The sequence below is a fragment of the Prosthecobacter sp. SYSU 5D2 genome, from assembly GCF_039655865.1.
In the GTDB taxonomy this organism is placed as follows: Bacteria; Verrucomicrobiota; Verrucomicrobiia; order Verrucomicrobiales; family Verrucomicrobiaceae; genus Prosthecobacter.
In genome coordinates this window covers 13,932-35,220 of the sequence record NZ_JBBYXL010000015.1, presented here as the reverse complement: position 1 = coordinate 35,220, position 21,289 = coordinate 13,932, and the positions used below count along the sequence as shown (strand labels likewise).

Annotated in this window: 19 protein-coding genes; 13 read left to right on the top strand and 6 right to left on the bottom strand. The window is 60.2% G+C overall.

Annotated elements, in window-relative coordinates:
- The first annotated feature begins 32 nt into the window (after positions 1 to 32).
- Positions 33 to 671 carry a thermonuclease family protein gene (locus WJU23_RS21810; protein WP_346334751.1) on the top strand — a complete coding sequence of 213 codons (639 nt, stop codon included), beginning with the start codon at positions 33 to 35 and terminating at the stop codon, positions 669 to 671.
- A 14-nt stretch (positions 672 to 685) separates the two neighbouring features.
- Here the strand turns inward: WJU23_RS21810 and recA are convergent, their stop codons facing one another.
- Complete coding sequence (gene recA, locus WJU23_RS21805; RefSeq protein ID WP_346334750.1) at positions 686 to 1,777, bottom strand: recombinase RecA; 1,092 nt, start codon at positions 1,775 to 1,777, stop codon at positions 686 to 688.
- 184 nt (positions 1,778 to 1,961) lie between these two features.
- On the opposite strand from recA, the gene WJU23_RS21800 reads away from it, so the two are divergent.
- Positions 1,962 to 3,332, top strand: a complete 1,371-nt coding sequence (locus WJU23_RS21800) for an O-antigen ligase family protein (RefSeq protein ID WP_346334749.1) — start codon at positions 1,962 to 1,964, stop codon at positions 3,330 to 3,332.
- Here the strand turns inward: WJU23_RS21800 and WJU23_RS21795 are convergent.
- From WJU23_RS21795 to WJU23_RS21780, 4 genes are read right to left on the bottom strand one after another with little or no spacing between them, the layout of a single operon-like run.
- The gene (locus WJU23_RS21795) at positions 3,301 to 3,735 is read right to left on the bottom strand and encodes a VanZ family protein (protein WP_346334748.1); all 435 of its coding nucleotides are present in this window, start codon (positions 3,733 to 3,735) and stop codon (positions 3,301 to 3,303) included. The two genes, WJU23_RS21800 and WJU23_RS21795, sit on opposite strands and share 32 nt — an antisense overlap.
- Before the next feature lie 53 nt (positions 3,736 to 3,788).
- A complete protein-coding gene (locus WJU23_RS21790; RefSeq protein ID WP_346334747.1) occupies positions 3,789 to 4,115 on the bottom strand; it encodes a CopG family antitoxin in 327 nt (108 codons plus the stop codon).
- A 2-nt stretch (positions 4,116 to 4,117) separates the two neighbouring features.
- The gene (locus tag WJU23_RS21785) at positions 4,118 to 4,396 is read right to left on the bottom strand and encodes a BrnT family toxin (RefSeq protein WP_346334746.1); all 279 of its coding nucleotides are present in this window, start codon (positions 4,394 to 4,396) and stop codon (positions 4,118 to 4,120) included.
- Between the two features lie 52 nt (positions 4,397 to 4,448).
- Positions 4,449 to 4,826 (bottom strand): VOC family protein, encoded by a 378-nt coding sequence (locus WJU23_RS21780; RefSeq protein WP_346334745.1) that lies wholly within the window; start codon positions 4,824 to 4,826, stop codon positions 4,449 to 4,451.
- Positions 4,827 to 5,005: 179 nt separating this feature from the next.
- On the opposite strand from WJU23_RS21780, the gene xylB reads away from it, so the two are divergent.
- From xylB to WJU23_RS21760, 4 genes are all read left to right on the top strand, one after another.
- Entirely contained in the window at positions 5,006 to 6,505 is a 1,500-nt protein-coding gene (gene xylB, locus WJU23_RS21775) for a xylulokinase (protein ID WP_346334744.1), read from the top strand.
- A 55-nt stretch (positions 6,506 to 6,560) separates the two neighbouring features.
- Positions 6,561 to 7,565 (top strand): hypothetical protein, encoded by a 1,005-nt coding sequence (locus WJU23_RS21770; protein ID WP_346334743.1) that lies wholly within the window; start codon positions 6,561 to 6,563, stop codon positions 7,563 to 7,565.
- Positions 7,566 to 7,732: 167 nt separating this feature from the next.
- A complete protein-coding gene (locus WJU23_RS21765; RefSeq protein ID WP_346334742.1) occupies positions 7,733 to 8,299 on the top strand; it encodes a hypothetical protein in 567 nt (188 codons plus the stop codon).
- Positions 8,300 to 8,315: 16 nt separating this feature from the next.
- A complete protein-coding gene (locus tag WJU23_RS21760) occupies positions 8,316 to 11,021 on the top strand; it encodes a hypothetical protein (protein ID WP_346334741.1) in 2,706 nt (901 codons plus the stop codon).
- A gap of 16 nt (positions 11,022 to 11,037) precedes the next feature.
- Here the strand turns inward: WJU23_RS21760 and WJU23_RS21755 are convergent, their stop codons facing one another.
- The gene (locus tag WJU23_RS21755) at positions 11,038 to 11,424 is read right to left on the bottom strand and encodes a hypothetical protein (RefSeq protein ID WP_346334740.1); all 387 of its coding nucleotides are present in this window, start codon (positions 11,422 to 11,424) and stop codon (positions 11,038 to 11,040) included.
- A 275-nt stretch (positions 11,425 to 11,699) separates the two neighbouring features.
- Here WJU23_RS21755 and dnaK point away from each other — a divergent pair, with 275 nt between their 5' ends.
- From dnaK to WJU23_RS21720, 7 genes are all read left to right on the top strand, one after another.
- Positions 11,700 to 13,652 carry a molecular chaperone DnaK gene (gene dnaK, locus WJU23_RS21750; RefSeq protein WP_346334739.1) on the top strand — a complete coding sequence of 651 codons (1,953 nt, stop codon included), beginning with the start codon at positions 11,700 to 11,702 and terminating at the stop codon, positions 13,650 to 13,652.
- 32 nt (positions 13,653 to 13,684) lie between these two features.
- A complete protein-coding gene (locus WJU23_RS21745; protein WP_346334738.1) occupies positions 13,685 to 14,356 on the top strand; it encodes a hypothetical protein in 672 nt (223 codons plus the stop codon).
- A 156-nt stretch (positions 14,357 to 14,512) separates the two neighbouring features.
- Positions 14,513 to 14,809 (top strand): co-chaperone GroES, encoded by a 297-nt coding sequence (locus tag WJU23_RS21740; RefSeq protein WP_133795214.1) that lies wholly within the window; start codon positions 14,513 to 14,515, stop codon positions 14,807 to 14,809.
- Positions 14,810 to 14,909: 100 nt separating this feature from the next.
- A complete protein-coding gene (gene groL, locus WJU23_RS21735) occupies positions 14,910 to 16,532 on the top strand; it encodes a chaperonin GroEL (RefSeq protein WP_346334737.1) in 1,623 nt (540 codons plus the stop codon).
- Positions 16,533 to 16,883: 351 nt separating this feature from the next.
- The gene (locus tag WJU23_RS21730; protein WP_346334736.1) at positions 16,884 to 19,193 is read left to right on the top strand and encodes an exo-alpha-sialidase; all 2,310 of its coding nucleotides are present in this window, start codon (positions 16,884 to 16,886) and stop codon (positions 19,191 to 19,193) included.
- Positions 19,194 to 19,237: 44 nt separating this feature from the next.
- Complete coding sequence (locus WJU23_RS21725; RefSeq protein WP_346334735.1) at positions 19,238 to 19,918, top strand: family 16 glycoside hydrolase; 681 nt, start codon at positions 19,238 to 19,240, stop codon at positions 19,916 to 19,918.
- A 52-nt stretch (positions 19,919 to 19,970) separates the two neighbouring features.
- Positions 19,971 to 21,242: a hypothetical protein gene (locus tag WJU23_RS21720; RefSeq protein WP_346334734.1), complete on the top strand. Its 1,272-nt coding sequence runs from the start codon at positions 19,971 to 19,973 to the stop codon at positions 21,240 to 21,242.
- Positions 21,243 to 21,289 lie beyond the last annotated feature (47 nt).

Below are 21,289 nucleotides of genomic sequence, written 5' to 3'. Positions count from 1 at the left end.
GTATTCAACGGGTCCCGTCCAACCGCCGCCGCATGAGCCGTCGCCGCCGCCGCCGTCCACGTTTCAAGGCCTGGTCCTGGCTGGCTTTTTTCCTGCTGGTGGCCGCAGGCGTGCAGGGCTTGCGGGAGGTGCAAAAAAATCTGCCGCTGCCCGAGCCGCGTACGGGCAAGGCAACGAAGGTCTTTGAGGTGATGTATGGTGCCCGGGTGGTGGATGACCACAACAATGATGGCGACAGCTTCCGGGTGGAGCATCAAGGCAAGGTGCATGTGCTGAGGCTGTACTTTGCCGACTGCCCTGAGAAGCAGCGGAATGCCTACAATGAGGAACGTCTGAAGGAGCAGGGCCGGTATTTTGGCGGTCTCAGTGAGCCCCGAACACTGGCCGTGGGGCAGCAGGCGCATGCTTTTGCCCACCAGTGGCTGACCCAGCGCCCCTTCACGGTTTACACGAAGTGGCAGGGCGTTTTCGACAGCGGACGGCACTATGCCTTTATCGTCTTTCCTGACGGTGAGGATCTCTCCGCCAAACTGGTGCGGGAAGGATTGGCGCGCATCCACACCACCGGGACGACGCTGCCGGACGGCCGGTCTGCTGACCGGTATGAGGGAGAATTACGGCTGCTGGAGGAGGAGGCCCGCACCGCCCGAAGAGGCGGCTGGGCCCCGTAGCAGGGGAGCAAGGGTTATTCGTCCGCCAGGGCAGGGGAAGCGGAAGGCACCGGAGCGGCGGTGCCATTTTTCTCGGCGAGCTTGGTCTTCACAGCGAGCTCGATCTCTTCGTAGAGCTTGGTGTCCGCCTTGAGGGCTTCTTTGGCGGCATCGCGGCCCTGGGCGAGCTGGCTGCCTTTGTAGCTGATCCAGGAGCCGCGTTTCTGCAGGATGTCATGCTCCATGGCCAGGTCCAGCATGGACCCGACGTTGGAGATGCCCTCGTTGTACATGATGTCGAACTCAGCTTCGGTGTAAGGAGGGGCGAGCTTGTTTTTGACGATCTTGCACTTGGTCCGGTTGCCGGTGACGGTACCGTCGCTGCTTTTGATGGCCCCGATGCGGCGGATGTCCACACGGACGCTGGCGTAGAATTTCAGGGCCTTTCCGCCAGGGGTGGTCTCCGGGTTGCCAAACATCACGCCGATCTTTTCACGGATCTGGTTGGTGAAGATGCAGCAGGTGCGGGCCTTGGAGATGATGGCGGTGAGCTTGCGCAGGGCGGCGCTCATGAGGCGGGCCTGTGCACCGACGGTGGAGTCTCCAATGTCACCTTCCAGCTCCTGGCGGGTGACGAGGGCGGCGACGGAGTCAATGACGATGACATCGAGCGCGTTGGAGCGGACGAGGGTTTCACAAATGCGCAGAGCTTCCTCACCGGAACTGGGCTGGGAGACGAGCAGCTCATCCATCTTGACGCCTAGACGGCGTGCGTAGTTAGGGTCCAAGGCGTGCTCCACATCAATGAAAGCGGCGATGCCGCCTGCCTTTTGGGCCTGGGCGATGACGGTGAGGGTCAGGGTGGTTTTACCGGAGGATTCCGGGCCATAGACCTCCACGACACGGCCGCGGGCGAAGCCGCCGACGCCGAGTGCCTGGTCAATGAGGATGTTGCCGGTGGGGATGACGGCGACATCCACTTTTTCATTGCCAGCCATGCGCAGGATGGAGCCTTCACCAAAGTCCTTGTGGATTTGCTGGAGGGCGATGTCGAGATTGCGGGCGCGTGCTTCGGCAACCTTGTTGGTCGGTTCGGCGGAGGATTCTTTTGCAGGAGATTTGGCCATGATAAGGAGGTAAATTAGATGTTCTGGCGAACAGTTTGAGCATAAAAGCCTTTTGGTAAAGCACTTTTCCTGACTGGATGAATTTAAAGCAGCAGGGTGAGAATGTAGCAAGTCTGCAGAGACGGGATTGCAGGAAGGCCTTGGCGAATACAAAAACAGGGGTAGGGTGGTGCTCGATTTTTTGATGCCTCAACGTCCGCCATCCTCCGCCGTCGGTGCTACGACCTGGCGGTTGACTGATTCGCCTTCCGCACTCGTGGATGAAGGGGCCTTTCCGCTGAAGCAGTCCTTGTTGCTGGCCAATATGGCGGGATTTTTGGGCGGTTATTATGTGCTGCACAATCAATGGCTGCAACTGGGCTGGGGCCTGGTGCTGGCGGTTCTATGGATGATTGCCGGGGGGCATGCAGACCTGGCAGGGGCGCTGAAAAGTGACCGATGGATGCAGGCGGTGGCGGGGCTGTGGGCGCTGATGCTGGTGCGCAGTTCCATCATGGATTCACCAGGGGCGACTCTTTCTGGCCTGTGGCAGGGCTGGGGCAACAGTCTGCTGCTGATGGGTTTTCTGCTCACGCTCTGGCAGGCGGCGTTGCGGCCCCAGGTGGTCTCATCTGTGGGAAAACCGCTGGTGGCGATGGCGACGGTGGCCGCGTGTGTGAGCCTGATGGTGTTTTACACGGTTCATCCGGAGGGGGTCTTTGGTGCCCGGCTGCGCAACTGGTTTGTCTATGGGGGATGGAATTCGGTGAATTCGGGCCTGACCTTTGGCTTCGCGGCGTGCTGGGCGGCAGCAGGCTGGAATGCAGCGGCTGGCAAGTCCAACCGCCGACGGTGGATGCTGGCATTGTTCCCATTGTATATCGCCACGCTTTTGACGCTGAGCCGCGGGGCGCTGCTGGCCCTGGTCTGCGGACATCTCACGCTGCTGGTGGCAGTGGGCTGGAGGCGGTCCTGGAAACCGGTGTCACTGATGTTTGGCTGCCTGCTTTTGTTTCAGGTGTCTGCGCCGCTGATCTCGCATCTGGCGGCGAAGGATGCCTCCAAGCGGCTGGGCATTCCGAACGCGTCCGTGGCGGTGGAGAAATTCGGCGACGCGGTGGTTTCATCCAATCCGATGCAGACGGCGCTGACGCGGTCAGACAACGGACGGTTTTTGATTTACCATGCCGCCGTGGGCAGCATGACAACATGGCAGGACTGGCTGGTGGGGAAGGGGATGTGGGCGGATGATGACTGCTGGTCCTGCTCGCTGCACTGGTATCCGGAGCATCTGCACGGAGTGTTTTGGGATACGTTTGTGCACAGCGGCCTGCCAGGGGTGCTGGGGCTGTTGGGGCTGGTTTTATGGGGGATGAAACGCGCCTGGTTCCTGGCCCAGAATGGTGAACCCGTCTGGATCATGCTGGCTGGCTTTGGGTTTTCAGGCCTGCTTTTTGACGGGGACAGCGTGTGGGCGCTCATCACGGTGGCCCGTTTTGAACCGCTGCTCTTCTGGACGCCGCTGGTGATCGCCTCGGCCCGGTTCACGCAGCTTTCGGCCCGTGCTTCCGCCTGATCCAGGCGAGAATCATCCATGCAGCCCATCCGCCCATGCCCGCACCGGTGAGGTCTGCCAGCAAATCGCCTGGATCGTTGCCGCTGCGGCCCGGGGTGAAAGTCTGGTGATATTCATCCAGTGCCCCGATGATGAGTCCAAAGGCCATGCCGGTGACGGTCCACAGCCAGCCGGCGCTCAAGGGTGTCTGCCTGGCGTAGAGGGCGAGGGTGAAGCAAAAAGCACCGCTGCTGAAATAAAGAAAATGTACGACCTTGTCCTGGTGAGGAATTTTGGGGCCGGGTGGCAGCGTGCTCTGGGAGGAGAGGCTGAAGAGCACTGCGCCCCAAATGACGACCCCCAGCCAGCACAGCCAGCGCCGGGTGATGAACCAGGAGACAAGTGCGCGAAGCGAGGAGGTCATGGTGGCATTTAGTCCATCTCCTCCCACACTCAACTGCTAAGGGTCAACGGTGCTCAATCCCGCATTTCCTGCTCCATGCGCTCACTGAGCCACTGCTTGATCATGCTTTGATAATTCAGGTAGCGGCGGCGGGCGATGCGCTTGATGCGGCTGAGCATGCGCGGGTCAAAACGCAGGGTGATGGTGGTGGATTCACGGACGTCCGACCGGTGGATGGACATCTGCATCAGGCGGGGGTCCACCTGGTGGGCCTCCCAGAAGCGGGCCTCTTCTTCCCCAGTATCGAAGGAGGGCACCTCCTTCCAGGATTGGATGGCAGGCAGCTCATCACTGAACCTGGGGATCTGCGTGGTCTCGGGTTTGCGATGATGGGGTTCCATGGTTACATTTCCTCCGCTTTTTTGCGCTCAAAAAAATCTGCCTCGGTATGCGTCATGTCCCGGGCGTAGATGATCCGGTAACGTTTGCCATCAGTCCAAAAAGCGCTGAAAACGGCACGCCCGCTGAGGGCCTTGCCCAGGTTGTAATAGCGGGCATTGGTGCCGTCGCCATTTTCATCCGGCAGCAGCTTCAGGGAGAATGGATCTTCGAATGACTCCTCAATATCCTTGGGAGGCAGTTTCGTCAGATCGAAGGCAACGCCTATCCAGTCGAAGTCCATAATAAGTTCTCTCTATTGGGTATCAACGCCGCCGGTCACCCGGTTTTGTGTCCTACTTTCGATATTGGATCAATTCAATCTCATATCCTTCCGGCGCATCAATGAAGGCAAAGGTGCCGCTGGAGCTTTCCGTCGGCCCGTCAGAAAAAGGGTAGCCTTTCGCCTCAGCATGTTTGGCGAAGGCCTCCAGGTCCTCCACCTCAAAGGCCAGGTGCGTGACATCCGGCCCCAGCGTGACCGGGCCGCTGGCCGGAAAAGAGCAGATTTCGATCAGCTCATCGCTGTTCGGGGTTTTCAGGAAGACCAGCTCCGAGCCGCGCGGAGACTTGTGCCGTTTGATTTCTTCCAGACCGAGAACGTCTTTGTAAAACGCAACGGTCTTGTCCAGATCGTTCACGCGGTAGCGTGTGTGAAGGAGTTTGGTGACCATGTACCAGCATTGCCACAGGACGGGGGGGGAGGCAAGGCTGACGTGCACATGGCTGACTTTGCTTTCTGTGCACTGGCATTGGATCCTGGTTTTCAAAAACCACTGGTGCTGCATTTTGGAGATTGCCCCTTGATGGGCTACCGCCAATGATGGCGGCGAATCCTCACCACCCTAGCACCATGTATTTTCTCGGCATTGACAGCGGCACCCAGAGCACGAAGGCGATCGTGCTGGACCTTGAGACAGGAAAGATCCTGGCCTCGGGCCACAGCAGTTATGAGCTCATTAGCGGCCTGCCGCCGGGGCATCTGGAGCAGCATCCGCAGGACTGGTTGAAGGCGGTGGATGATTGTGTGAAGCAGTGCGTGGAAAAGCTGGGGGCGGACCGGGCTAAAATTGCCGGCATCGGTGTGAGCGGTCAGCAGCACGGCCTGGTGGCCCTGGGGGCCGATGACCTGCCGGTGCGGCCGGCCAAGCTGTGGTGCGATACCTCCACCCAGGAACAATGTGCGGAGCTGGCCCATGAATTCGGCGGGCAGCCGGGCATCATCGCCCTGGCGGGCAATGCCATGCTGCCGGGATATACCATCCCGAAGCTGCTGTGGATGAAGCAGAACGAGCCGGAGAACTTTGCCAAAACCACCTCCATCCTGCTGCCGCATGATTATATCAATTTTTGGCTCAGCGGCGTGAAGCGCATGGAATACGGGGATGCCTCCGGCATGGGCATCCTGAATGTGAACACCCGCGAGTGGTGCGATGAGCTGTGCGATTATATTGACCCGCGTGTGCGCTCCATGCTGCCGCCGCTGGGATCCAGCCGCAGTGTTCATGGCCGCCTTCGCCCGGAGCTGGCCCAGGGCTGGGGCCTGGGGGAAAACGTCATCATCAGCGCGGGTGGCGGAGATAACATGATGGGGGCCATCGGCACGGGGAATATCCGCCCCGGAGTCATCACGGCCAGCTTCGGTACCAGTGGCACACTCTATGGCGTGGCAGGCAGCCCAGTGGTGGACGGCCAGGGAGAAGTGGCGGCTTTTTGCGACAGCACCGACCAGTGGCTGCCCCTCGTCTGCACGATGAACGTCACCGTCGTGACCGAAGAAGTGCGCGAGATGTATGGCTGGACCCTTCAGCAGCTGGAGGAGGCGGTGCAGGCCGCACCTGCCGGAGCGGAAGGCATCCTTTTCCTGCCCTATCTGAACGGCGAGCGGACGCCCAACCTGCCTGCGGGCAGCGGCGTCATCCACGGTCTCCGCCCAAGCAATATGAAGCCGCAAAACATCGCCCGGGCAGCAGTGGAAGGCGCGACCCTGGGCCTGGCCTACGGCCTGAAACGCTTCCGTGACCTCGGCATGAACCCCACAGAAATCCGCCTTACCGGTGGCGGCAGCAAAAGCAGCACCTGGCGGCAGATTGCAGCGGACTGTTTTAATGCCGAAGTCGTCACCCTGGATACCAGCGAAGGCGCCGCCCTGGGGGCCGCCATCCAGGCCGCCTATGCCCAGGCCAATGAGCATGGGGAGACGGTGAGCTACGATGACCTGTGCGCAAAACTCGTCACCCTGGATGAATCCACCCGCTGCAAACCCAATGCCGAAAATGCCGCGCTTTATGTCAGGCAGCTTGAGCGCCAGATGGAGTTGACCGGCAGGCTGAACCAGACGGGCTGGCTGTGATGACCTGGGGGCGTGTTGGATGAAACATCGGGCAGTCGTGAAAGTTTACAGATTCATGGCTTACGCATTATCTCTTTCCCAGTCCGCTGTGCTGGCGGCCCTTTTCTGGCTGACCGGATTCTGCAGTGCCCAGCAGGCCGCCGACCCGGAGCAGGCGCGGGCACTGGCAGGCATCGCCATTCTGCCCAGCAAGACCGATGCGGAGATCAAGACCTTTGATTTTCCGCACCACGTCTTTGTGGACCGCGACATCGTGGTCCGGCAGGCAAAGGAAAAGCCGACCGCACGAAACGAACTGCTGCTCTGGATGACCGGCACCGGTGGCCGCAGCCGGGGCGCGAGGGAGTTTTGCAATCTCGCCGTCAGCCAGGGATACCATGTGATCAACCTCACCTACCCCACGGACATTCCCGCCACCATCTGCAAGCGGGATGCGGACGCCCGTTCCTTCGAGGACTTCCGCCTCAGCATCATCCAGGGCGGCAACCACAAGCACATCACCGTCACCCGCGCGGACAGCATCGAGAACCGCGTGATCAAGCTTTTGCAGATTCTCTCCAAAAGCCGTGCCCGTGAGCAATGGAGCCAGTTTTTAAACGATGACGGCAGCCTCAAGTGGGAAAAGATGGTCCTCGCCGGCCAGTCCCAGGGTGGCGGCCATGCCTTCCTGATGGCCATGAAGCACAAAGTGGCGCGGGTCATCGCCACGGGTGCGCCTAAGGACTGGGCACCCAAAATCCCCGGTCCCGCCCCCTGGTTGCTCGCCGAATCCGCCACACCCAAGGACCGGTTTTTCACGTTTAACCATGAGCAGGATCACCAGGGTGCGACCCCCGATGAGCAGTGGGCCATCCTGCGGGCGTTCGGTCTGGAAGCCTTCGGTCCCCGTGTCCGTGTGGAAGAATCCAAAACGCCATTCAATAATACCCGCATCCTCTCCACCAACTACCCCGGTGGCAAGCTGGAATCCAGCCCGGCGCATACCTCCGTGATTGCCAATACAAGCGCAGATGTCTTTCGGGGAGTGTGGCTGTATATGCTGACGCAACCGCTGCCATAAAGACTGGCATGGTGATTCTTTCTCAGGCAGGTGAATAGGGGAACTGCACTCCACGCCTCCCAATCTGGTACTGGACACCTTTTCCAAACGGGAATCCACGGCCAGCGCAATGCACCGCGTTTGGAGCTTGCCGGATGCCGGGTTCCTGATGCATCATCGGGCTGACTGTGAAATTTCTTTTCCATCTTCTGCTGCTCACCGCTTTGAGTGCGCTGGCGGGCGCTGCCTGGGTGGCGCACCGGCCGGTGCCGGTGGCCCCTGTGGAGGCCCCGAAGCCGGGCGCGCGGCAGCGGGAACTGGTGGATGATTTGAAGCAGGCCGCCATCAAGCGCTCCGCCCTGTTTGAGGTGTCTGAGGCGGAGCTGAACCGCCATCTGGCCCGTGTGCTGACCGCCAGCCTGCCTGCGCCGGTGGGTGATTGGGTGCAGTTTGAGCGCCTGGCCGTGGAGCTGGAGCCGGATCTGGCCCGTGCCACCCTGGTGTGGAAGCTGCATGAGCACCGCAGCACGGCGACGGTGGATTTCCGTGTGCTGCGCCTGGAGAAGACTTTTCGTGTGGAGGTGGTGGGCGGCAGCTACGGGCACCTGGAGGTTCCCCACGGAATGCTGCGCCCCCTGGCCCCGGCTTTGGAAAAACTGGCGGCCGTTTTGAAGGATGAAATCCAGGCCCTGTTTCAGATGAACCAGATCCAGCTCGCCCAGGACAAGCTCGTTCTGGATCCGCGCTTTCCGTAACTTTTTTCGTTCGCCGATGTCACGCGCAGCCGCCCTCGTCTTTACCTTTGCCGTCTCCAGCCTCTGCGGTCAGGAGCCTGTTCCTTCTTTGGGCATGCCCCCGCCCCCCGTGCCAGGAGGCACTGCGGAGGTCATCCCGGTGGCACCGCCGCTGCCGGGGCAGTTGGAGGCAGTGCCCGTGCCCCCCCCGGCTCTGTCGCCACCTGCCTCGCCGATTCCGATCCAGGCCCCCGCTCCGGCCGCTTTGTCTCCGCTCCCCGGCCCTGCGCCCGTTCCTGCACCGGATCCTTTGTCCGGCCTGCCTCCCCTTTCTGGCCCCGCACCAGCAGCGCTGCCTCCCGGCCTCGGCACGCCTCCCCCCATGTCCCTGGCCGGCCCCCCCACCGGTCCTGGCCGGCCCAAAGTGGGTGCCTCCACCAGCGCCAGCGGCCAGTTCATTGTGCATGGGGATGACATGACGCTGCGCAACACCCTCTCCGCCAAGTGCGAAGACATTTCCAAGGAGCTGCGCACCCTGCTGCATGACAAAGACAGCTGGTCGGTGCCCATCGTCGTCCTGCTCAATTCAGGGGAGGCGGCCCGCAAGGCGGACAAAGCGGCCACCACCGTCATCTCCCAGCTTACCCATGGCGGATTTCACCTCCAGGTGAATGTGAACATGCGCCCGGACCTGCGCCCCGGGGATGTGCGTAAGGAACTCATCCGCGCCCTGCTGGCGGAGCGCATCCTGCGTAACCAGAAGCAAATCACCACCCAGCGCAAGCTGCTGCTGCCAGACTGGCTCTACCTGGGCATCTTGGAGGCCACGGACTACCGCCAGCGCGCCCGTCCCAGCGCCCTCTTTGCCGCCATCTTCAAAAGTGGCAAAATCTTTGGCATTGAAGAGATCATCGAGGCTTCCGCCTCCGACATTGACGACTCGCTTTCCCGGACCATTTACCAGACCTCCTGCTGTGCCCTGGTCCTGGCCCTGCTGGACCAGCCGGACAGCGGCCTGCGCATGGGCAGGTTCCTCACCTCCCTGGCCAGCGATCCCCGCAGCGAACGTGAGCTGCTCAACCAATGGTTCCCTAATTTTGCCTCCAGTGAGGCCAGCCTCAACAAATGGTGGGCGCTGCAGCTCGCCACCCTGGCCAGCCCCGGCATGGGGGAACCGCTGAGTCCGCTGGATACCATCTCCGCGCTTGAAGACGCCCTGACCCTCCGCTTTGAGGCGAAGCCAAGCGAGATCCCGCGTTCCTCCCGCCTCGTCACGGCCCCGGTCAAGCCCAGCCCCGCTAGCCCTGTCCGCACTTCCCGTCCTGCCATCTCCTCCTCCACGCCGCCAGCCGTGGAAACTGCCGGCACGGAACCCGAAGCCGGGGGCGAAGAAGCGGATAAACCGGGCTTCATGAGCCGACTAAATCCCTTTTCCCGGCGGAAAACCACTGATGATGAAATCGCCGCTGCCATGGAAGAAGCGGCCCGCGCCGAAGCCGAAAATGCCCCGGACCTGCCGCCTGCGGAAAGGGTCACACCGGAACCCGCAGCGGCTCCTGCGGCGGCGACAACCACCGCATCAGGACGCACGCCGCTTCTGAACCGTTTCTTTGACGAAGACAAAAAAGCGGAAAAACCACCTGTCGCAAAACCTCCGGCACCCAAACGACCAGTGGAAGCCCTTCCTGCCGAAGCGCCTGCTGCCCCAGCGGAGGACAAGCCCTCCGGCCTCAATCCGCTGAACTGGTTCAAGGGCGGCAAAAAAGACCAAGACGCGCCGTCGCCAGAGGAAACGCAGGCTCCCAAAAAGAATGCCAAGGATGAAAAGGCCTACCTGGCACCTACGGCAGATCCGCTCGTCGCCCACATCCTCACCGGCAGACCCATCACTGCGCTGGTGATGCAGGAAGTGGCCGTTGAAGAAGACGGCGGTGAAAAGAAACGTTTTTTCGGTCTTTTCGGGAAAAAGAAACCCGAGGCTGACCCCGCTGAACCGGAAGCCCCCCAAAAGCCCGCGAGCGAGCCCAAAAAGAGTTCCCCGCCTGCTTCCAAGCCTGAGACCCCGGCTCCTGCTCCGGCTGTGGAGGAAGCTCCAGCCGAACCTGAAGCTGAAAAGGAAAAAACCACCCGCCAGCCCCTGCGGCTGCGCCTCTTTGGCGACAAAAAGGACGATGCCCCACCCGAACCTGACGCTCCTGAGCCAGAGTCCATGCCTGCTGAGACTGCCTCTGTGCCATCTCCCTCCCCCGCCCCTGCACGCACCGCCCCCCGCCCACAGCCAAAACCTGCCGCCAAAAAGCAGGAGCCTGCCAAAGACGAAACCGCCGTGGCTGCTGCCATCCCCATTGAAGATTATGCCGCCATCCTGAAGCGAAAAGACCTCGCCAAGATTCTGGAGCGGAACATTAACATTCTCTCCGCCCTGCAAAATCGCGGTGCCGTGCTCTTCCGCCCCATTGCCACCGATTACATGAAAGCCATGGAGGACATCCAGCAGGGCCGTACCAAAGGCCTGGACACCCGTCTGCGCGAGCTGCGCGCCCGCACCCAGCAGGCCCGCGCCCAGAGCGATGCCGTCCGCGATCTGTTGGACGTCCATGAAGCCAACGATTCCCCCGCCATGTCCGGCCTTTTCGACGACTATCTGAAGCTCCCTGAGACCATCGAAAACGAGCTGCCCGCCCGCACCGACCCCATCTCCAAATATCTGGACGCGCTTGACCGGGAGTTTACGAAGGAGTGAGGTGACAGAATGAGGCTCAGGGATTGTCGCTCCAGTAGCGGATCATTCGGCTGAATCCTATACTGGCGGTCAGGATGATGACGAAGTGGCAGGCCGTCAGCATCCAGTAAGCCCGGCGGGTGCGGCAACGAAACAGGATCCAGGCTGAAAACAGCAGAAGGATCCCAAATGAAAGGATGCTTGAAAAAACGGTTGGCCGGGGCCAGTCAAAGAGTGCCGCCAGCCCTAAGCCGCCGAGGACAGGAGCCCAAAGGATGGCCTTCCCTTTCTCCTGAACAACGTCCAGGCCTCCTTCCAGGTGCCATGGCGTCAAGACTGTCACGATCCCAAAGAGGACCACCCATAGCCCCAGCAGTGTCATCGCCCGCCAAAGAAGGGAAGGAGGTTGTGCAGAGCCACTCATGGAGTTTTTATAGCCTGAGTACGCATCTACTTCCTCCGGCAGATCGTGAACAGGCCAAAGTGCCAATCATCGTGTTTAGAGTGCCAAGTGACACGCCAAATGTGCCAAAAGGTCCCATTTGCCCACCTCTTAGCAAATCATAAATCATAAATCCTAAATCCTAAATAGTTCACTTTCAACGCTTTACATCCTAATTGCCCGCCCTGGCACGTGATCTGCCAAAGTAGAAGCACCAAAACCCAACCTTTTTCCAACTTTCCCCTTAACCATACATCATGAGCAAAATCCTCGGCATTGACCTCGGCACCACCAACTCCTGCATGGCCGTCCTTGAAGGCGGCAAGGCCACGGTGCTCGAAAACTCTGAAGGCGCACGCACCACGCCTTCCGTCGTCGCTTTCACCAAAAGCGGCGAACGCGTCGTCGGTCAGGCTGCCAAGCGCCAGGCCGTGACCAACCCGCGCAACACCGTTTTCTCCGTGAAGCGCCTCATGGGCCGCAAGTTCGCTGAACTGACTGAGGCCGACAAGCGCCTGCCATACAAGATCGTCGCCGCCGCCAATGGTGATGCTCATGTCCAGGTGGACGTCGGCGGTGAAACCAAAACCTATTCCCCCCAGGAAGTCAGCGCCATGATCCTGGCCAAGCTGAAAGCCGACGCCGAAGCCAAGCTGGGCGAAACGATCACGGAAGCCGTCATCACAGTGCCTGCTTACTTCAATGACAGCCAGCGTAACGCCACCAAGGCCGCTGGAGAGATCGCCGGTCTGAACGTCCGCCGCATTATCAACGAGCCAACCGCAGCCGCCCTGGCCTACGGCCTGGACAGCAAGTCTGACGAAAAAGTGGCGGTGTATGACCTTGGCGGCGGTACCTTTGACATCTCCGTCCTGGAAATCGGCGACGGCGTCTTCGAAGTTTTGGCCACCGATGGCGACACCCATCTGGGCGGTGACGACTGGGACAACACCCTCATCACCTGGATCGTCAACGAATTCAAAACCGACAGCGGCATTGACCTCAGCAGCCAGCCGGATGCGATTCAGCGCATCAAGGAGGAGGCGGAGAAAGCCAAGATCGCCCTCAGCTCCAGCCAGAGCTACGACCTGAACCTGCCCTTCATCACTGCTGACGCCACCGGGCCGAAGCACATCATGAAGACCCTCACCCGCGCCAAGATGGAGCAGCTCACGGACAGCCTGTTTGAGCGCACCATCAAGCCTGTGAAGGACTGCCTGGCCGCCGCCAAGCTGGATGCCAGCAAGATTGACGAACTCGTTCTCGTCGGCGGCATGACCCGCATGCCCAAGGTGGTGGAAACCGCCAAGAAACTGGCCGGCAAAGACCCGCACCAGGGCGTGAACCCGGATGAAGTTGTCGCCATCGGCGCGGCCATTCAGGGCGGTGTGCTCAAAGGCGATGTGAAGGACGTGCTCCTCCTGGACGTGACCCCGCTGACGCTCTCCATCGAGACCGCCGGTGGCGTCGCCACCCCGATGATCCCGCGTAACACGACCATCCCCAAGAAGCACAGCCAGATCTTCTCCACCTATGCGGACAATCAGCCCGGTGTGGAAATCGTCATTCTTCAGGGTGAGCGCCCCATGTCCCGCGACAACAAGACGCTGGGCACCTTCAAGCTGGATGGCATCCCGCCGCTGCCACGCGGCCAGCCCCAGATCGAAGTGACCTTCGACATTGACGCCAACGGCATCCTTCACGTCTCCGCCAAGGAAAAAACCACCGGCAAGGAACAGCGCATCTCCATCCAGGGCAGCTCCGGCCTCAGCCAGGAAGAAATCGAAAAAGCCAAGCGCGATGCTGAAGAGCACGCCGAGGAAGACCTCAAGCGCAAAGAAGCCGTGGAAGTGAAGAACAAGGCTGAAGGCCTGTCCTTTGAAATCGAGAAGAATGTCAAGGAATGGGAAGGCAAGGTCCCTGCCGAACAGCTCTCCCCGATCACCGACAAGCTCGCCAGCCTGAAGTCCGCCATCGAAGCCGGTGATACCGACAAGATGAAGTCCCAGACTGAAGAACTGGAAAAACTCTTCGCCGCCGCCTATCAGGCCGCTGCCCAGGCCGGCGCAGCCGGAGCCCCCGGCGGCATGCCCGACATGGGTGGCATGGGCGACATACCCGAGCCGCCTGCAGGCAACACCGAGACCAAGTCCCAGGACAAAGGCAAGGTCGTGGACGCCGATTTCGAAGTCGTGGACAAGGATAAGTAACACCCCCCGCTGACCTGAACATGCGAAGCGTGATGACATCGCAACCGGAAGGTTGCCACAGCCGCGAGACCTTTGGAGGACCGACGAAAAATCGGTTCATCCCAGGCGTCGCTGCCGCGCTCGTCATCACGCTTCTCGTCTCTTGCGGCCAAAAAGAGACCGCTCAGGCCCCAACGCCTGAGGTTTCTCCAAAGTCCGCCGCTGTCTCTGAAGCCCAGATCGAGGCCGAGCTTAACCGCGCTTTTGCGGAAGAGCCTGCGCCCAGAATGGCAGACACCGGCACTGGCTCTGATCGCGACGCCCTCGCTGACGAAGCCGAAGACATCCTGGACCAGTATCCGAATAAAAACGTCACTGACCTGCTCAATGTCCCCGAGGTTAATCCCAGCCTGAAAATTGCCATCGCCGGACTGGTGGAGGACAAAAGCCTCCAAAAGAAAATCAACTCCTCCGTGGAGCTGGCCGCCCAGATGAAAGGCCTGGAAGGCACCCCCGGCTCAGTCGGCCTGGATCTCGACACCAAGAACTACAACCGCGAGCAAAAGTCGCGCCTGCTTCAGGCGGTCCTGTCCGAAGACCCCAAGCGGCTGGTTGATTTCGTCGTCGGTGAAATCGGCGAAGCTACCCCTGAGCTGAGCCTCGGCGGCCTGGACCGCGCCAGCAACGGCGTCGCTATCAAGGAAAACAAACCTCCGGCGAAATAACACCGCCTCCTGTCCGGCTTCCTTTTCCTTTTCTTTTAATTTCCCCAAAAAAATTTCCGCCCGGCTGGCCGCCACACATCCCATGGGTGACTGCGAGCCGGGCAGATGAACCAAACCAAACAGAACAACTAAACGCTAGCAGAAAATAGACCAACTATGGCTACCGCAATCACCCCGCTTGGACGCCGCGTCCTCCTCAAGCGCTCCATCAGCGAAGAAAAAACCGCCGGTGGGATCTTCCTCCCCGACACCGCCAAAGAAAAGCCACAGGAAGCTGAAGTGCTCGCCCTGGGCACTGGCAAAGACGACGAAGGCAAAGACGTCAGCACCCTTTTCACTGTGAAGGCTGGCGACAAAGTCCTCATCTCCAAATACGGCGGCACGGAAGTCAAGGTCAACGGCGAGGACCTCCTCATCGTCAACGAAACTGACATCCTCGGCATCATCGCCTGATCCGGACAGGCCGCCCTCCCCTCCCGGCCACAAGCCGGAAGACTGAAACCCGGGCGGCCCCAATCCCAATTCACAACCCACACCTACAAGCTAACACACTATGGCAAAACAACTCCACTTCGACGAATCCGCACGTCAGGCCCTCCTGCGCGGCGTCACCAAACTGGCGAAAGCCGTCAAAGCCACCCTTGGCCCTGCTGGCCGCAACGTCATCCTCGAGAAGAAATTCGGCTCCCCTACGATCACCAAAGACGGTGTCACCGTGGCCAAGGAAATCGAGCTTCCGGATCCCTATGAAAACATGGGTGCCCAGCTCATCAAGGAAGTCTCCTCCAAGACCTCCGACATCGCCGGTGACGGCACCACGACAGCTACCGTCCTGGCTGAAGCCATCTATTCCGAAGGTCTCCGCAACGTGACCGCCGGTGCCAACCCGACTTCTCTGCAGCGCGGCATCCTGAAGGCCACTGAGGCCATCGTCGCCAAGCTGAAGGAGATCTCCACCCCGGTGAAGGACAGCAAGGAAGTGGCCCAGGTCGCAACCGTCTCCGCCAACTGGGACACCGCTATCGGTAACATCATCGCCGAAGCCATGGACAAAGTGGGCAAGGAAGGCACGATCACGGTTGAAGAAGCCAAGTCCATCGAAACCACCCTCGACGTCGTCGAAGGCATGCAGTTCGACAAAGGCTACCTCTCCCCCTACTTCGTCACCGACGCTGAGTCCATGGAAGCGAACCTTGAGTCCGCTTACATCCTCATCCACGAGAAGAAGATCAGCAGCCTGAAAGACATGCTGCCTCTGCTTGAGAAAGTGGCCCGCTCTGGCAAGCCTCTCCTCATCATCGCTGAAGACGTGGAAGGCGAAGCCCTGGCGACCCTGGTCGTGAACAAGCTCCGTGGCACGCTCAACATCGTGGCTGTCAAGGCCCCTGGTTTCGGCGACCGCCGCAAGGCCATGCTGGAAGACATCGCCATCCTCACCGGTGGCCGCTGCATCACCGAAGACCTCGGCATCAAGCTTGAGAACATCGAGCTTTCCGACCTCGGCCAGGCCAAGCGCATCACCATCGGCAAAGAGTCCACCGTCATCGTCGAAGGCGAAGGCGGCAGCGATGCCATCTCCGGCCGCGTCAGCCAGATCAAGCGCCAGATCGAAGAAACCACCAGCGATTATGACCGCGAGAAGCTCCAGGAGCGCCTTGCCAAGCTCGCCGGCGGTGTGGCCGTCATCAACGTCGGTGCTGCCACCGAAACGGAGATGAAGGAAAAGAAAGCTCGTGTGGAAGACGCCCTTCACGCCACCCGCGCAGCGGTGGAAGAAGGTATCGTTCCTGGCGGCGGCGTCGCCCTCATCCGCGCTCAGGGCCTCCTCGGAGACCTGGGTCTGACGGGTGACGAAAAAACAGGTGCTGAAATCGTGGCCCGCGCCATCGAAGCTCCTCTCCGTCAGCTCGCAGCCAATGCCGGCGTCGAAGGCGCGCTCGTCGTCGCTGAAGTCAAGAAAGGCAAAGGCAACGAAGGTTACAACGTCGCCACTGGCAAGTATGAAGACCTCATCAAGGCTGGCGTCGTTGACCCGGCCAAGGTGACCCGCAGCGCTCTCCAGAACGCCGCCTCCATCTCCGGTCTGCTTCTGACCACCGAGTGCCTCATTGCTGACATCCCGAAGGAAGAGAAGGCCGACGCCGGCCACGCTCATGACCACGGCGGCATGATGTAATTTGGAATAAATGAGTTCTTTTTGAACTCATAACGGAGCAGCCTGTCTTACTTCATGTAGGGCAGGTTTGCTCTTCAAAACTTTTTTGTCTTGAGACGTTTGTCTTCGCATACCGGGAGCTTGCGCCGGCAGACCTTACGATAAAAAAACCCAAACCCCCAACGACGGACCGGAAGGCAACTTCCGGTCCGTTTTTGTGGGGTTTCTGTTTCTGTGAGTTGGTGCACTCCCTTATTTCGCAGAATTCCTGGTCAAGAATGCTCACCACATGTCTCAAATAGGCATCGGAAACCGGGCGCTCTTTTGTCTTCTCCTTGGCATTTAGACCGTTCACTCTGGTCCCAACCTGCCATGAAATCCCGTCTTCTCACCCTGCTGGGCTGTTTTGTAGCCCTGTCCTGCCCTGCTACAGACCTCCCTCCCATGCTGGACCTGCCCGGCACCGGCCAGGACGCTACAAAAATAAACTTCGCCAACATGCAGGTACTGAAGGGCCAGCACGCCCTCGTCACCCATGGCGATCCCCAGTGGAAATTCCGCCTGCACAATTACCTGGCCTACCATGAGGGCAAATACTGGTGCATCTGGAGCCACGGCCCGGTCATTGAGGACAATCCCACCCAGCATGTCCGTTATGCCACCAGCCCGGACGGCCTAACCTGGAGTGAGGATAAGGAACTGATGCCGCCCTCCCCTAAAAAAGGCTTCCGCTACATCGCCCGTGGCCTGTGGGTGCGGGATGGAAAGCTGCTCGCCATCGCCAGTCATGACGAGGCTTTTAATGAAAAGGGCCGGGTCCATTTTTTCGGCAAAAGCCTGCAACTCCTTGCCTGGGAATGGCAGCCGGAAAGCCAGACATGGAAAAAGCTCGGCGTCATGATGGACGATGCCATCAATAACTTTCCCCCGCAAAAGATGCCTAACGGAGAGTATGGCATGCTGCGACGGGATCACGAGCGCAAGGTGTCCATGATGTTCGGCGGCGTGACCTCCCCGTTGGACTGGAAGGCCGTGCCGCTCGTCGCCTATCAGGCTGATGACGGCTTCCGCCCCGAGGAGCCGGACTGGTGGACCCTGCCGGACGGCCGCCTCTTGGGCCTCTTCCGCGACAACAGCGGCTCTTTCCGTTTTTACCGGGCGGTCTCTTCCGACAATGGCCGCACCTGGACCGCCCCGGAAAAGACGAACTTTCCCGATGCCACCAGCAAGTTCTTCGGCCTTCGCACCAGCCGGGGCTATTACGTCCTTGTCTCCAACGCCAATCCCAAAGGGCGGGATCCCCTATGCCTCTCCACTTCGGAGGATGGCGTCACCTTCACCCGCATGGCCGCCCTGCCCATCCCGCAGCATCTCCCGGCAGATCCCGGCATCACCGCGCCTCTGCGCATCGGGCCTGCCGAGACCTATCAATACCCTCATTTCATCGAGCAGGACGGCCACCTGCTCATCGCCTACTCCCGGCGTAAGCAGACCATCGAAGTCGTGAAGATCTCCCTGGATGAAATTGAACGCCTCCGTCAAAGCACCGCTTCCGCTGCCATTGAGCCGCCCGCCCCGCCGCATCCCGTCACCAATCCTTCCTCCCCCGTGATGCTGGCCGCTGACTGGGTGCCAAAGGACACGCATCAGATTGACTTTGACCACCTGCCCAAGATCCCCTCGCAGCATGCCATCGTCCATGATGCCCGCCCTTTGAATGGTCATCGGGTTAACCAGCACAACTACCTCGTTCGCCATGCAGGCCGTTTCTGGGCCATGTGGAGCGATGGCCCTGGCATCTCCAAAGGGCCAAACAAAGTGCCCGGTCATGACCAGCCCGGCCAGCACGTCGGCTTCGCCACCAGTGAGGATGGCCTCACCTGGAGCCCACCCGGTAACCTCACCGGCATGCCGGATGAAGGTTACGGTTGGATCGCACGCGGCTTCTGGGAGCGGGAGGGAAAGCTGCTCGCCCTGGCCAGTCGGTACAAAGATACCGGTTATTCCGGACCTGGACTCTCTCTGCATGCCTTTGAACTGGAGTCCGCCGAGTCCGCCAGCTGGAGCCATCTCGGCCTCGTCTTTGATGATGCCCTCAACAACTTCGCCCCCATTTTGATGCCAGGCGGCGAGTGGATGATGAACCGTCGCGATGGCAATAAGGCCGTGCATTTCCTGCGCGGCGGGGTAAAAGCCTTTAACGACTGGCAGTCCACCCCGATGGTGAAATATAAGGAGGCCGGCATGGCCGCCGAGGAGCCTGACTGGTGGGTGCTGCCCGATGGAAACCTTTGCGCCCTCTTCCGCGATAACCTCAACTCCGGCTACCTCTTCCGCGCCTTTTCCACCGATGAAGGCCGTACCTGGAGCAAACCCGTGCGCACCAACTTCCCGGATGCCAAGTCCAAGTTCAGCGCCCTCCGCCTTCAGGACGGCCGTTACGTCCTCGTCTCCAATCCCAAGCCCAAAAAGCGCGATCCCCTCACCCTCGCCATCAGCGATGACGGCCTCGTCTTCCACACCCTCGGTCTGCTTGTCGGTGGTCGCCACATTGACTATCCGCATGTCATCGAGCATGACGGCTCCCTCTACATAGCCTTTAATACAGTGAAACAATCCTGCGAAGTACTGAAGGTGGAGCTGGCAGACCTGGACAAGATCACAAACACCCCTCAAAAATGATCCGTCATCTGCGTTTCGATTTCACTGCGACCACACTCCCTTTTATGAAACCCGCCTGCCTCTTGCTCCTTGCCCTGCTGGTCTCTCACCAGGCCCTCGCCGCCGAGACTCCGGTACCTCCTAAAACGCAGATTTCCGAAGTCGTTGAACTCGTCGCAGCAGACAAGTTTGATCGCCCTGAATCCTTCACAAACCCCAAGCAACCCGGCACCGGCGGCTGGCGCGGTGGCATTGGCAAGTGGAGCATCCAGGACGGCGCTGCCTATGCCATCCAGGAAGGCCCGAGCAAAAACCGGCCCAATGGTCACGAAGCCGTGTGCGAACACATCGTGGACTTGGGCGACTATGTTTTTCAGGCCGAATTCAAAATGGGCACTTCACCCCAGGTCGGTTTTGTCTGTCGCGACATCAACAAGCCCAACCTGCACCAAGGCCGCATCCTCATCACCCCGGAGGCCATCTGGCTGCAAAAGATGAGCGGCATTGCCAAGGAAACCCGGCGTGAGGAGCTGAAGAGGATCGAGATCAAGATCGACCCCAACACCTGGCATAAAGTCACCATCGAGGTCATTGGCGACCACTGGTTTGCGCGGATCGATGACCAGACCATTGAGGGGCATCATGAGCGCTTTAAAGACCGCAAAGGCCGCATCGGCATGGTGGCCAGAGGTGAAGGAGCCCAGTTTCGCAACCTGGCTCTCTGGAGCGCCAAACCCAAATCCTGAGTCCCAGGCGGACGCGTTGACGAGTAATAAGAGAGACCGCATCCCTATCTCCATGCCCAAGTTTTCCCCTCTGCCAGCCTTTCTCCTGATGGCTCCTTCATTCGCGCTGGCCGCACCGGCAGAGCCAGCATTGTCCAGGCAAATGGACCAGGCCTGGGACGTCACCTGGACCCGCTTTTATCTGCCCCAGGTGCATACCTTTGCGGACTACCTGAGCAGTTACGAAAAGGGCAAGGAGCAGGCCCACCTGCCCACCGCAGACGAGGTGAGGCGGCAGTATCCGAATCCCTGCGGCTACAGCACCGGCATGGAGGATGGGGCCATTCTCGGCGGGGCCATGCTCAGTGTCTTATGTGACCGGTTTGCCGTCACCGGGGAGGAGGCGCTGCGTGCTCAGGCCGCCCAGGTTTTCACCGGCCTGCGCCTTTGCGCCACCGTGCACGGAGTGCCGGGTTTCGTCGCCCGGAATGTCTGCCCGGAGGATGGCAAAAGTGTGTACATCAATTCATCTCGGGATCAGGTCACTCATTTTGTCCACGGTCTCTGGCAGTATTACCACAGCCCTTTGGCCGATGAATCAAAGCGCATGCAGATCCGCAAAATACTCGCCGATGTCGCCGGGCGGATGATCGCTTTTGTCACGCCTGAAAACGACTATGACTTCTGCCGTGCCGATGGCGCCCGCTGTCCGCTGGGCATCTGCCGCATGTGGAATGTCCAGGCCCACGAGGCCGCCCGCCTCCCCATGATCTATGCCGCCGCCTGGGACGTCACGCGTGAAGACCGCTTTCATGCGCAATGGCGAAAGTATGTGACGGAAGCCATCGCACAATCCGCCCATCCCGGTGAGCACAAGCCCGCCTATGCCCTCCTGCAGATGCAGTGCTCACTGGAGCTTCTCCATCATCTGGAACCCGACCCGGCGTTAAAAGCCACCATTCACACCAGGATGCTGCACGTCCGCGACCTCGCCGCCCGGCGCTTCACCAGTGTGCTGGGAAGCCTCGCCAAAAAGACGCCTGAGCAAATGCAGATGCTGGGTCCTGACTGGCGCCATGTCGCCGTATGGAAGGACCAAAAAGGCTACCCCAATCCTCAGTGGGGACCCTATCGTGAAATCTGGCACCTCACCCGCGAGGCGGGTGAATCCGCCCTCGTTCTGCTCATGGCAGATCCCACGACGTGCGGCGAATCAGTGCGCAGTTCTCTCCGCGAAATGCTAGGCAGCTTTGACTACCTGCACAATTCCAGCTGCGGCATCATCTATCATCTCGCCGCTCACTGGAAGGCCCGCCGTCACGGAGTGCTCTCCGCTGCACCTTAACGCATGGCTTGAAGAGCATGCTGATCACCGCCACTTCCCAACCCGTC